This window comes from Shewanella sp. S23-S33 (assembly GCF_043359565.1).
Lineage (GTDB): Bacteria > Pseudomonadota > Gammaproteobacteria > Enterobacterales > Shewanellaceae > Shewanella > Shewanella oncorhynchi.
The window spans coordinates 1-13441 of record NZ_JBHFFD010000012.1 but is presented as its reverse complement, the minus strand read 5'-3'; the positions used below and the strand labels follow the sequence as shown (position 1 = coordinate 13441).

The 13441-nt window shown below is 47.7% G+C and carries 10 protein-coding genes; 4 read left to right on the top strand and 6 right to left on the bottom strand.

Annotation, left to right across the window (positions count from 1 at the left end; all coding sequences use genetic code 11):
* Positions 1 to 4: 4 nt before the first annotated feature.
* The 3 genes from ACHA99_RS02705 to ACHA99_RS02695 form a co-directional block, all read right to left on the bottom strand.
* Complete coding sequence (locus ACHA99_RS02705) at positions 5 to 2302, bottom strand: hypothetical protein (protein WP_393940901.1); 2298 nt, start codon at positions 2300 to 2302, stop codon at positions 5 to 7.
* A gap of 217 nt (positions 2303 to 2519) precedes the next feature.
* The gene (locus ACHA99_RS02700; RefSeq protein ID WP_105251603.1) at positions 2520 to 3728 is read right to left on the bottom strand and encodes a NupC/NupG family nucleoside CNT transporter; all 1209 of its coding nucleotides are present in this window, start codon (positions 3726 to 3728) and stop codon (positions 2520 to 2522) included.
* A 295-nt stretch (positions 3729 to 4023) separates the two neighbouring features.
* Complete coding sequence (locus tag ACHA99_RS02695; RefSeq protein WP_028761657.1) at positions 4024 to 4971, bottom strand: LysR family transcriptional regulator; 948 nt, start codon at positions 4969 to 4971, stop codon at positions 4024 to 4026.
* A 225-nt stretch (positions 4972 to 5196) separates the two neighbouring features.
* Between ACHA99_RS02695 and ACHA99_RS02690 the strand changes: the two genes are divergently transcribed.
* Positions 5197 to 6177 carry a dienelactone hydrolase family protein gene (locus ACHA99_RS02690; protein ID WP_393940898.1) on the top strand — a complete coding sequence of 327 codons (981 nt, stop codon included), beginning with the start codon at positions 5197 to 5199 and terminating at the stop codon, positions 6175 to 6177.
* A gap of 156 nt (positions 6178 to 6333) precedes the next feature.
* Here ACHA99_RS02690 and ACHA99_RS02685 read toward each other — a convergent pair whose 3' ends face one another.
* From ACHA99_RS02685 to ACHA99_RS02675, 3 genes are read right to left on the bottom strand one after another with little or no spacing between them, the layout of a single operon-like run.
* Positions 6334 to 7623, bottom strand: coding sequence for a cytochrome c (locus tag ACHA99_RS02685; protein ID WP_393940896.1), 1290 nt, complete (start codon positions 7621 to 7623; stop codon positions 6334 to 6336).
* Positions 7623 to 8156 (bottom strand): (2Fe-2S)-binding protein, encoded by a 534-nt coding sequence (locus ACHA99_RS02680; RefSeq protein ID WP_006082848.1) that lies wholly within the window; start codon positions 8154 to 8156, stop codon positions 7623 to 7625. Before ACHA99_RS02680 ends, ACHA99_RS02685 begins: the two co-directional genes overlap by 1 nt.
* The gene (locus tag ACHA99_RS02675) at positions 8153 to 11050 is read right to left on the bottom strand and encodes a xanthine dehydrogenase family protein molybdopterin-binding subunit (RefSeq protein WP_393940894.1); all 2898 of its coding nucleotides are present in this window, start codon (positions 11048 to 11050) and stop codon (positions 8153 to 8155) included. The genes ACHA99_RS02680 and ACHA99_RS02675 overlap by 4 nt, the downstream gene beginning before the upstream one ends.
* Positions 11051 to 12241: 1191 nt before the next feature.
* Between ACHA99_RS02675 and ACHA99_RS02670 the strand changes: the two genes are divergently transcribed.
* The 3 genes from ACHA99_RS02670 to ACHA99_RS02660 form a co-directional block, all read left to right on the top strand.
* A complete protein-coding gene (locus tag ACHA99_RS02670) occupies positions 12242 to 12772 on the top strand; it encodes a HEPN domain-containing protein (RefSeq protein ID WP_063883774.1) in 531 nt (176 codons plus the stop codon).
* Between the two features lie 20 nt (positions 12773 to 12792).
* On the top strand, positions 12793 to 13008 hold the full coding sequence (locus ACHA99_RS02665) for a hypothetical protein (protein WP_259513857.1): 216 nt from the start codon (positions 12793 to 12795) through the stop codon (positions 13006 to 13008).
* A gap of 217 nt (positions 13009 to 13225) precedes the next feature.
* Positions 13226 to 13441: AAA family ATPase (locus ACHA99_RS02660; RefSeq protein WP_393940891.1), on the top strand; the 216-nt coding region annotated here is incomplete at its 3' end.

The window sequence follows — 13441 nt, the reverse complement described above, 5'->3', positions numbered from 1 at the left end:
CTTTTTATGGCAAAGGTTTAAAGGTGAATTCATAGGGGATGTCTACGGGGTTTTGAGAGAGCGTCATATAACTCACCTTCGCTGCAGGGCCCTCCACACTCAAATAGCGGCCATCGACCAGCGCCTCTTTAATCCGCAGTTCGGTGGTTTCGGGCAGTCGAATCGTTAGGGATTTGCCTTGGGCATCCTCGACTTTAAAGTAGTTCTTAAGATCGCTACTCGGCTCGTCACCATAACCGGTTTTTGTTAGCCAAGCTTGTAAATCGATTAACCAAGGACGTGGGTTAGCTGCCTGCTCTAAGGGTTGCCAACTGATATCACCTTGGCAATGGATTTTTCCTTGGATGTGTTTATCGTAGAAAAACTGCCGCTCGCGGTCGGGCGTCATCAGGGTATAGGCTGGTCCGTTTGGGGCATTATGCTCAAACAGCCAAGTGACTTCGTGTTTCCCTTCTTTAAAACCTTGTTCTATTTCAGGTTTACAGGCACTCGCTAATGCGGCTGACATGGGAATATACAGATTATGGCCATTTTCAGTCTCAGGTTTTATCCCTTGGATCGCACTGATTTCGGCGTTTGATGGCTCAAGATCTTGATAGAGGAAGTTATTGAGGCTCGAATCGCCAAACTCGCTTAAGGGATTGGCCAGATTTTGGTTGTAGTCGGTAAAGGTCACAAAGCGGATGTTCTTGGTTTGGCTTAACTCCGGCTGTGGCTGGCTCTCCAGTATTACAACGGTTTTAGGGATTTCATCTAGCTTAAGTAGCAGGGCGCGGGTGCTAAGGTGATGAGGATCATCGACACCGATTAATTCCCCCAGTAGTTCCTTATCCGTCACCGTTAACCATTTAGGATAATCACCATCGCGACGGGCTTCGGCCATCTTTCCTTTAAATTGCTGAAAAGGAAGGTTAATGTTTTGAGTGTTACTCTGCTTTGTTACGACTTTAAATAGTTTTGCCTCGGCGTCGAGCACCTGAATTGTGAGGCTCGCATCGCCGAAGGCGTAAGGATTCGCGACCAGTTCATCCCACGATTTTTCGACTATCTTATTGCTTTCGGGGATAAGGGTCAGCTTGGCGGTGATATGGTCTATCTGTTTGAGTTTATTGGCGGTGTTGTCCCAGCCTGTGGCGATAAGATCCACCGAAGACTCAATCGAGCGGTTGAAATTCATCGCCACACCTCTGCTGTGCTGCCAGAAGTGAATGTCTATCGGATTTCCGCTGGCATCAAAGGCGGCTAAGTCTTCATAATTCACATTAGCAACCACATATCGCGGGCTCATATTATGCACAAAGCGCAATTGCAGCACTTCTGGCGTGTCAGCGCCCCATGGGCCAATATTATCAAGAATACCTTGCTGATCAGCTAATAAGGATTTTATAAAGTCCTTATCATGGGCTTTATATTCCCGCGGAACATCGCTAATCGGGTAGAGCTCTTTTTGCAGATCATCTATATCACGCTCCGCATCGTAGTTAGCGTCGGCATGCCAAAGCATGCTCATAATATAAGGGCTATCCTTGGGCGCCATGGCGATGCGGCGGGTGAGAGTACTGCCTTGCTGCACTTCTTGTTGAAAAAACGCCATGCTCTCTAACCAACCGGTTTTGCGGTTAAGCTCGAACTTGCCATAGGCCTTAAAGTTGTCTTTCTCACCTTGTACTACCGCAAATAACTTATCTTCGGTCACTCCCTCAACCGTCCAAGTTAGGCGTGCGTCCATGGGGGCGCTAATGCTATAACCGACCCTAGGCTCTAGCGCCACAGGCAAGGTTGGAGCTTGTTTAAACAAGCTATTAAGATTCCCCCAGTGGTCAAATAATTCCTTGATATCTTTTTGATCCATCTTGGCAATGGGAGTCAGTTGGCGGACTTCACCATTGTTAAATTCCACATTAAAGCCATCTTTAACCAACTGAAAGATTTCATTAGAGTTACCTTTAGGGTCGATATTACTCACCGGAATCGGCATGCCATAATCGCTAATTTGCAGCATATTAGGTTGGATAAAAAAACGGGCGTTATGGGTTAATGGTGTTGTTAAGTTGGCCGCCTTGCCCTCTGCGTCTTGTACTTGGTAATCCAGCAGTAATCGTGCCTGCAGCACTTTGCGGGTTTCAAAGCCATCATTGAGGTTTATGGTGGAGATAATCTGATATTCACGCTCTGTGGGTATGTTGGTATTAACTGAATTGGAGGGGGACGTTGAGTTATCGCAGGCGGCGAGCACTAAGGCTATGCCTAGTGCTGTTATACCGATTGCGGCGTTAACTGCCTTGTATTTCACTATGGCCATTCGTACTCCTTTGGCTACGCATGTTATTGAAATGTAAACTCATTAATCTTTTTCTGGCGACATTATACACAAAAAATATCTGAGGCATAAAAGAAAACCCAAACCAAGCTTGCTTGATTTGGGTTTGTGTTGATCGCGGTTTTGCTGCGCGCGAGTGGCTAACTTAGTGGTTAACTCAATGGTGAGATGAGTGCCTAAAAAAGCCTAAGCTGATGGATTACAGCGAGAGGATCACGCTGGCAATTGCCGCACTCATGAGGTTAGCGAATACGCCAGCGGCAATGGCGCGAAAACCATTACGGGCGATAAATTCGCGGCGCTCTGGCACCATGCTACCCAGCCCACCGATCAAAATCGCCATGGTTGAAATGTTCGCAAAACCACACAGGGCAAAAGTCACAACGGCCTGAGAATGGGCGCTCAGTTGGTCTTCGACTTTCATTAACTGGATGAAGGCTACAAATTCATTCACTACGATTTTTTGGCCAATGAGTGAGCCTGCAGTAATGGCCTCATGCCAAGGAATACCCAGCAGCCACGCCATAGGGGCGAACAGATAACCGAGTAAAAATTCGAAGCTTAATTGGTAACCGAACCATTCACCCACAGCACCTAACATGCCATTCAGTAGGGCGATAACACTGACAAAGGCCAGTAGAGTGGCACCTATCCCGACAGAAATCCGCATGCCAGACATAGCGCCATCGGCTAAGGCTTCAACCACATTGGTGGCGCGTGGCAGTTCGACTGAGGTGATTTCATCGGCACTATTTTTGTCATTGTCGCTAGGCGGCATGAGGATTTTTGCCATCAACAGACCCGCAGGTGCCGACATAAAGGCGGCGGCGATCAAATAGTTAAGATCGACACCTAAAGCGGCATATCCCACTAAGGTGCCGCCCGCGACTGAGGCTAAACCACAGCTCATGACCGCGAAGAATTGCGAATCGCTCATGTGCTTTAAATAAGGTTTGATCACCAGCGGCGCTTCAATCATGCCGACGAAGATGTTTGCCGTGGCAGATAAAGACTCGGCGCGGCCCGTGCCCAGTAAACGCTGCAGACCACCACCAATAATGTTGATCACCTTAGGCATTAACCCAATATGGTATAAGGCTGAAATCAGTGCCGAGAAAAAGATGATGATACCTAACACATTGATTGCAAATACGAAGCCGACTTTACCCGTGGCGAGATCCCCAAACAGGAAGCCAATCCCTTCGTTGCCATAGGCTATCACGCTCGACACGCCCGCCGTAACAGACTGTAATACGGCCTTACCCGCAGGGACGTAGAGCACTAACAGGGCAAATATAATTTGTAGGCCTAGGGCTAAAATCACAGTGCGGTAGGGAATGTTCTTGCGGTTCACTGACAGTAACCAAGCAAAAAACAAGATGCTAATCATGCCTAATATCGCGGTCATAATGGGTTTATTCTTTTGAGTGATAGAAGAAGTCGCGCATTGTAGGCCGAGTCAGCGTAAGGGCAAGTCGAGGGCGTTACTGGGCTGTTACGATAAAATCGTAGAAAATAGCAACAGTTTAAGTTGCTGTTTATGCAGGATAATAAAAACGATTTTGGCTACTGTTGCCCAGAGGAAATAATATTTGTGTCTGCGGCAATAATAGAAATCACGCCACAGACGACTTTAGGCTGGTGCAGTAGTCAGTGCTGGTTTGAAATGCAGCTTAAGTGACTGTAGCTTAAATGACTATAGCTTAAGTGACTGTCTTACCTAACCAAGGTTTGAGCTTTTTATCCCAGTAGGGCGGGTGGCCGATATGGGACTTTAAACACTCGATTATCACCTTGTACTTAGTCGGTAAATGGCGCCGCCTCGGGTAAACCACATAGACGGGCATCTGTTGCAGTGGTTTCCAATCGGGTAAGAGCTGGATCAGTTTTCCGCTTTGAAACTCATCACTGAGTAAATACGTGGCCACATAGCCTATGCCGCGCCCGGCAATCACCGCATTGCGCACGGCTTCGGCTAAATCGACACGGTAATTCCCCGCCACATGCACGGTTTGTTCTAGGTCATCCTTAGCAAAACTCCAGCGATCATAATTACGGCTCTTGCTTTGATAGATAACGCAATTATGTTGCGCTAACGCCTGTGGATGGTGTGGCACGCCATGCTTGAGTAAATAATCGGGAGAGGCGACCACCACAAAGTTAGTCTCGGCGAGGTGCTGGGCGATATAACCTTCGTTCAGCTGTTCATGGTTAGTGATCCACAGATCTAGGCCTTCTTCTAGCATGTCGGCTTTATGGTCAAACAGGCTTAGCTCAAATCGCAATTCGGGGTACTTTTGCTGCAACACTTCCAGCGCGGGGATAATGTGTAAGGTGCCAAAGGACTGGGAGGAACCGAGACGAATCGTACCGCTAATGTCATCGCGGGCATCTAGCATAATCGCATCGGCATTTTGCGTCGCTTCAAACACTTGCTCACAGTAATGGGCAAACTGTTGGCCCGCGTCGGTTAGCACTAAGGTGCGAGTGGTCCGCTGGACTAACAGCAAGTTCAGCTCGGCTTCCAGTGCGCCAAGCTGCTTGCTGACATAGGAAGTCGAGGTTTTTAACTTGGCCGCCGCTTGGGTAAAACTACCACTGGTCACCAGAGTGTGGAATATCACCATCTGGCTAGCTCTATGTTGTATCACGCTAGGCCCTCTAGAATCTAAATCGCTATTTTAAGCTAGCCTTGCCCTAACCGACAGCCGTTTGTGCCGATCGTGTGCTATTTCAAAACAAACTTACCAAACGGCAAACGTTAAAGTCAGTTGCCCTAAGTGCGATTCTTACTTTACTCTTGAGTTAAATCTTAACACCCACAAGCTAGGGAAGACGTGTTACCTGTGGTTAGCTTGTTCAATGGAGGAATAACGATGATACAACAAGACAAGCAAGCCTTAGCAGAAACAAGTCAGATACATGCCCAGAAAGTACAACCGATACCGCAGGAAGCCTTTGACTGGTATGACGAATATGCCCATGGCATTATCGATCGCCGTGAGTTTATGGGGCGGCTCGCAGGGCTGGTGGCGCTAGGTTTCACCATGACGATGCTCACGGGCGCACTCTTGCCGAACTATGCCCTCGCCGAGCAAGTCTCCTTTAACGATCCCAGTATTCAAGCCAGCTATGTTAAGTTTCCCTCGCCCAATGGTTACGGTGAAGGGCGCGGCTACTTAGTCATGCCCGATGAGTTATTGCTCGCGGGCAGTGCCGCAGGTGAGCCGAAAACCTTAGATCTCAGTAAAAAAGCCGCTGTGGTATTAGTGGTGCATGAGAATCGGGGCCTTAATCCCTATATCGAAGATGTGGCTCGCCGATTAGCCGCGCAGGGGTATATCGCCTTCGCCCCCGATGCGCTTTATTCCCTCGGTGGTTATCCGGGTAATGATGATGCGGGCCGCGCCATGCAAAGCAGTTTAGACAGAGCCAAAATCGAGCAAGACTTTATTGCCGCTGCGCAGTTTTTAAAATCCCATCCTCAAAGCAATGGCAAACTCGGTGCCGTAGGTTTTTGTTTTGGCGGCTATATCGTCAATATGCTGGCCGCCACGATTCCCGATGAACTCAATGCTGGCGTACCTTTCTATGGCACACCCGCGGCTGCAGAGCTGCGTAGCCGAGTAAAGGGGCCACTTATGTTGCAATTTGCTGGGCTCGATCAGCGGGTAAACGACACTTGGGCCGAGTATGAAACCCAGCTAAAAACCAATAAAGCCGATTATGTCGCCTATCTTTACCCGAATGTGAATCACGGTTTCCATAACGACTCCACTGGCAGATACGATAAAGCCACCGCCGAACTTGCTTGGGCGCGCAGCTTAGCTTTCTTTGATACTCGACTGCGTGGCTAAGTGGGAGTGAAGCTCCGCTTACTTTGATTAAGTCGATGAGTGGCCGATTCATGCGCGCTATATCATTCAAGCAAAAGCCGACGCTAGCGTCGGCTTTTATTTTTAATTTTCCACATATCAATGCGGGTTTTATCTTAAATCTCCCACATATGCGGGTTAGTCGTGCTCGAGGATCACTTCTTTCAAGCTTTGGATGGTCTTCACATCGAGATTACCGGGTTGTGTGCTCCAGGTGAGTCTTAGGTAATTGGCTAAGTCTTTAATCTGCTCGTCGCTTAACTCATCAGCATATCCTGGCATGGCATAAAAGCTGGTGGTGAGGTTGTAATGCTGGCTCTTAATGCCTTTTAGCATCACGGCAACGATATTGTGAGGACTCGCTTTATCTAAGGTGGCGTTTCCTGCCATCGCGGGCGCGACATTAGGACGACCTTCACCATTTTGGCCATGACAACCGGCGCAGTAACCTTTGTAGAGCGTATAGCCTGGCAGTTCAGGTTTATGGCCGTTAAAGGTGAGCGGATCCGGTTTAAGATCATCGTCGTTATCGAGCAGATAACTGCTAACCGCGCGCATATCATCATCGGTTAAGTGGCTAAAGCTGTGATACACCACGGGATACATGCCGCCAAAGACAGTGCCTTTACGGGAGTAGCCTTCGGTAAATAGCGACTTAAGATCCTCATGGGTCCAGTTTTGCCTGTTAAGCTCGGCGGGGCGAATGTCCGATGCCTCTAGCCCTTCGATAATCGCGCCCTCAAAGTGCTTGTCCTGCTCCATGGCAAACAGCGTGTCTCTTGGGGTGTGGCATTCACCGCAGTGCCCTAGGGCATTAACTAAGTAATTGCCGCGGTTCCAATGTTCGCTTTTTTCCTTGCTAGGGGTAAATTCCTTAGCATCGTGGGCGACTAAGTTCCAAGCTTTTAGGCCAAAACGCAGGTTAAACGGAAAGTAAACATCATTGTCGCGATTAGCTTGCTTGATAGGTTTAGTACTCATCAGATAGGCATAAATCGCCTGAGTGTCTGCGTCCGTGAGCAAACTGTAGGAAGTGTAAGGCATAGCAGGATAGAGGTTGCCGTTGACGCCAACACCGTGGTGCATGGCATCAAAAAACTCTTCGTAACTGTATTTGCCAATACCGGTTTCTTTATCTGAGGTGATATTGGTTGAGTACACAGCGCCAAAGGGCGTTTCGAACGGCAAACCGCCCGCGAGTTCGCGACCGCCGACTGCAGTATGGCAGGCCACACAGTCGCCTATCTTCATCAGATACGCGCCGCGTGCGATGTCGTTATTCGTATTGCCGCCTTCATCTGCAACGCTGCTGGAACAGGCGAGCAAACCTAGCCCTAAACTCAGGAGTAGATTGTGGCTCAACAGATTTTTTATCCTACTAATGTGCGGGAAATAGCGCGAGAAATAGCGCAGATTGGCTGATGTCATCACAGGGTTAGCCCCTTAGTTTTGAGGATCAGATCTTTGACCGCCGCATAGTATTTTACGTAGCCAGTACAGCGGCATACGTGTTCACTCAAGGCATCTTCAACGACTTTTTCAACTTGATCTTTAGCGATAGGTTGTCGCTCTAATCGCTCAAGCAGTGCGGTCGATTCGTTGACAAAGCCCGAGGTGCACCAACCACATTGAAACGAAAAGTGCTCTAAAAAAGCCTCTTGCACTGGGCTCAGGGCGGTGATTTCGCCAAGGGAGTTTTGTCTAGCATGACCTTCGACAGTGCGGACGCGTTTACCATTAAAACGCTCTACACCATTGATGCAGGTACGCACCACTTCGCTCATGCCTTGCTCGTCGTCGACGATCACTGTACAGGCGTGGCATACGCCTGCGCCACAACCAAACTTAGTGCCTGTGAGGTTTAAGTATTCATGTAGAAACTCAATCATCATCACACCATCGGCGACTTCAATCGGGCCTACGGCTTGGTTATTAATGGTCAGTTTAATAGACTGGCTCATGCCATGGCCTCCTTAATTTTTTTCGCTGTCATAGGTAAATCGTAAAAGCGGACATGGGTTGCTTGATACACGGCTTCAATCAGCGCCGCGACCACAGGGATCATCACCACTTCGGCGATACCACGGCTGGGATCGTTATCAGACAACTGCGGCAATATGGTATGACGTTGATCCCACACGCCCACATGCCGCGCTAGCGGTACCTGATAGCGATTGAGGTTCCACGTACCATTGCCGGCGCCTGCTTCAAATGGCGGTAAGCCTTCATGCAGTGCATGGCCTATTCCCATCGCAAGGCCACCTTGAATTTGCCCTTCGACTAATTCTTTAACAATCACTTTGCCCGCCTCTAACCAAGTATGAGAACTCAGTAGCGTGACTTCGCCATTGCCTTCGTTAACGGCCACTTCAACCAAAGTGGCGCAGGGGGCGTAGTAAGTCACCATGGCATTGTTCAGTTCGGCTCTGGGATAACTAATGGCTTGACGATCGATCAAGTGATAGCCATTAGATTTCATGCTGGCTTGACGCGCTTTGATACTCTTAGTCGTGTCGGAAGTGGCCGCAAATGTCGCGTTGCCTTCGCCGTATTGCAGCGCCAGCGCATCGAGTGCTAAACGCTCTTTAGTGCCAAGAATGTCGAAATCGGCTTCAGCCCAAGCCCAGCGATTAAAGGCATGGCCCATCACGCCGACCACTAAGCCCATGTCGTGGGCGCGTTTAGCGAGAATATCCAGCGACAATGGCGGAAAGCCCAAGGCGGTTAACTTGCCATCGACCCAGCGACCATCCCGTGAGTTATGCAAATTAGTTGAGCCCATTGGGGTGTTAAAATACAACTCGTTCCAAATTGATACCGCCGCAGGCCACAGACCGTGGCGATAGATAATATCGGCTGCGATGCGGCTGACATGGCTTTGGTAATAGGCCGACATAGACGCCGACGATGCCATAGCTTTAACGGGCGTCCAGCGTGGATTGGCCGCCATTTCATCTTGGCGTTGCTGCGAAATAATATAAGGATTATCGGTTTGCACTAATTGCATCGCATCCCAAATATCCACTTCGGCGAGTTTTACCTCATCGGCAAAGTTGCCGAGGGCATCGCTGACCACAACGGCTTGGGAGGTTTGCGTGCCTGTGCCCATTTCGATAAAGCCGATTTCGAGGGTAATTTTACCGTCTTTAGCTAGGCGAACTGCCGCACTTGGCGCCGCTGCGCCCGTTCCATAATCTTTAGTGGCGATACCAAAACCGACGCCGTAACGCATCCCCGGATGTTTGGCCTCATAGTCCTTTTTATTCACCGCGCGGTTTTGCCACACGGGAGCTTGCTCGGCCATCTCGAGCATTTCGCGGTAACGTAAAGTACCGTTAGGAATCGCACCTTGAGTATTGCGCTGGCCGGATTCCATCACGTTGGCGGCGCGCAGTTTAAAGGGATCAACCTTTAGCTCGTCGGCTATCTCGTGGATCATACATTCCATCGCCGTCATCGATTGCAGCGTGCCATAACCACGCATCGACCCCGCATCTGGGTTACGCGACGCATAGGCGGTGGCGATAATATCGTTGCGCGGCGTGTAATAAATGCTTTGCATCGCCGTTGCGCCAACCGAGGTCACAGACGGAGTAAAGTTGACTCGTCCGCCGCCATCGACTGTCATCTGCGAAGTTAAGGCTTGGATTTTTAAGGTCGATTTATCCACCGCTAAGCGGCTTTTCATGATGAACGGATGACGCTTAAGGCCAGACTGGAATTGCTCGAATCTGTCATTGGCGAGTCGGATTGGCCCTTTGGCATAAACGGCCGCGATCACGCCGTAATAAGGAAATATCGAATGGTCTTTCGCGCCAAATCCACCGCCGATATAAGGCGAGTGCACCACAAGATGTTTTACCTTGCCTGCCAGTGGGCTAGATAACAGCATGTGCACTGCCATCTCTTGAAAGTCCTGCGGCGACTGCGAGGTAATCACAGTATGAAAGGTTTGGCTAGCCGCATCATACCAGCCGTTAAAGGCTTCGGGTTCCATCATCATAGGATCGATGATCTGGGTGCGATATTCCCGCTCTAACACTTGCCATTGTTGATTGGCTTGGGCGCTAGCAATCTGCTTATCTATCTCACCCGCATAATAAAGCCCGCGCTCAGACACTGTCCCTTTGGCATTCGGATTACCTAACCATTCAGGCTTGCGATCTTTTACGCTAGGGAAAAACAGCCCATCGTGGAGCGGGCTATATAAATCTTCCCTTGCGCCATTTTCACCTTCAACTCGAATAAGGCGCCAGCTGGCGTACGGGTCTTTCGAGTCCGACACAAACGGCGTTTGCTCACCAAAGCGCAGTAAGGTCTGATCAAATTGCAGTAAAGACTTAGCTTGCTTAAAGGCGGGGAAACTGTCGAACAACAATATCGCCACCGCATGACCTAAGTAGTCGGCGGTTTGCCCCTCGGCCAGTAACATGTTGTCACCGTAAAAATCGGGCAGCTTGATTTTATCACGGGCCAGATCGGCTGCGGTGATCACTTTATAGGGCTTAGCCGAAGCGGGCAGGTGGTCGAGGGAAAAACCTTGATAAACATGGGAGGCATCGGCAGCGCGAAGTATAAAAGCGTAACCTTGCTGCTTGGGCCAGCCCTCCATGTCCATAGCGCGGTAATCACGGCCATAGACCTTTTGGCCTGTGACTTTCGCTATGCCGTCATTACGAAACTTAGGTTTGGATTGACCATTAACCTGAGTTTGCCATTGGGCTGCCAGTTCAGGTGAGACAATCGCCGCATTAGCGCGACTCATTTCCCACAACAAAGGGGCCGAATATACGGCAACCCCGCCAATCACACATTGCTTAATAAAGGTCCGGCGTGACGTATTAGATGGTTCCATATCTCAACCTCAGTTGTGCTTCCGTGTAATATCAGCCGCGCTGCATGGTATCGCCCGATATAAGCTTGTTGTCGATCGACTTTTTATTGATTGTTGCGACATAGCTTTGATAAACACTGAATGTAAATTTACATTAGCCACGTTAGCATGTAGGGCCGAAAATGCAAATTTAGGCGGTTAATCGTTGCAGTTTTGACCAAGCTAAATCAGAGTGTAAAACCCGTGTTATCAGGCTTCTGCAGTGATGTTCGCACTGTGATTCAACTCAGTTACGTTATGCCTGAATTTTGTTCAGTACCCTTTGCGCTGAGCCCTTGAGCAATGCGCTCAATTGGGGCTTATTCGCATGTCGAAATTGGCTCGCTTGCCAAAACCAAACCGCCTGACACCGCGAGACTTCATGTCACTGCAAGATCAAGAGATAGTGTTATTTGATGGCGATTGGTTTAGTCACATGTATTCATATTGACATTGTTAAATCAGTGCTTGCTTAATTACTTGATTTGTAATGCTAAAGTTATAGACAAGTGTACGCTATGTCGCTATCTTAGGTTTTTAACAAGGATGAGCTTTAATCGCGTACCCGCGATTCGAGTCACTTGCATCAGGACGATGTGTCTTTTCTCTTTCTTAGATACCCAACTCCTCCTGCAAATTGGTGAATATGCTTTGGCACTTATGCTTGTTGCCACAGTGCTTATTGGCATTTTGCTCAATGTTCAGCAGTGGACGTTTTGAGCTAGTGCAACCTTGTTTTGATTGATGGCTTGGCTGACTAATGTTGGCGAAGTGCGGTAGCAATGGGGAAGCTTTGTCGGTTCACAAATTAGTTAACTAGTAATTTTGCGGCCTAGCGGCCGAGGTGAATCAAGGTCGTGGGTCTTCAACCCACACCCGACCAAGGAGGACTGCTCGTCCTATCCTCCTTGGATGCTCCAAGACGCCCCTAGCGAAGTTACATACATTAGTTACTGGCCTAGCGCTTATTCGAAAATCACTAACGCTTCCGATGGTACATCCTGTACCCCGAAAGCTAGCTCGGCATCCATGCCTCGCACACGTGATTTTCTTCAACGCCCGTCGGCAACTTCGCAGGGTATTGGTGTAACTCTTGGCATTAGTGTTTATTCAAAAAACTTTATTAAAATTCAGATTTTTACTTGTATGGCTACTATTTGGCTAAGGAATAAAATGTCTGTTGCTCTAAATACATTTAAGCGTGCAATCAATGATGCAAGAGCTTTGATCGAATGCTACGACGAACTAAATGTAAAACAGGAATCACAAGCATTGGGTGCATTAAAAAGAGCCGCTTTGATCATGACTATGACGGCTTGGGAAACCTATGTAGAAGATGTTGCTACAGAACTTTTCAACAACAAGTTTGGTGCACTAAAAGGGTGTCAAATTGGAAACTTTATGGAGCAGCAGTTTTCTACCCGCTTGAAAATGTTTCATAACCCAGACTCCGCTAAAACGAAGCAAATTTTTGAAGAGTTTTTCGGAATTGATGTTACAGAGCATTGGAAATGGCCGAATTACATCCCTAAACAAGCGAGAGAAACCCTTAATACTTGGCTAAGAAAGCGTGGAGATGCGGTTCATCGTGCGCAGGTTGAAATAGGAACACCTCAAATTATTAAGCGTGATGAAGTGGATAAGTGTATTCGGTTTATTACTGAATTAGTGACAGCAACAGATAAAGCATTAGGTTCAGTTTAGTTAGGGTTATGTGAGCTGCAATGAAACTAATACTACAAATTACCTTAGGTATCTTGCTAGCGAGCTTAGTCACTTTGTTGGTGCGAATTGGCTATTTGAGTTATGTCGAATACCGTCTGACACAAGGGCTTAATGAGTTTGCTATGCAACAAAAGCAAACAGAACTTGCTCGCCAGCAGGCAGCAAAAGAACGCAAGATTATTGAATATCAACAGCAAAAAATTGCAATTCAATAGGCTGTGGAACAACAACGTAACGTATCGTTCAGCAAAATGAAGCCACTCGTATACGTAAAGCCGAAGCATGGCGTAAATACTATATCATCCCAGAATATTGAAAAACAAAAAAGGAAGAGTGAATAATCAATTTATAAATCATAATGATATCTTTGGTCTCAGTTTGAAGTGAAATATAGCATACTTAAAAATCGGTATATAACTATTGGATTTTATAATGAAAATATTAAGTGTTAGAGTTGCGAATTTACATAAGTATATAAGCGCTGAAATAAGATTTAATGATGATTTGAGTATAATTACTGGTGTTAATGGCTCAGGTAAGACAAGTATTTTAAAACTTGTTGAAGCAGTTCTTAAAGTTGATATAAATAAAATAAATAGCATATCTTTTGAATTTTTCGAAATTGTGATTTTGTATGAGGGTAAAAGT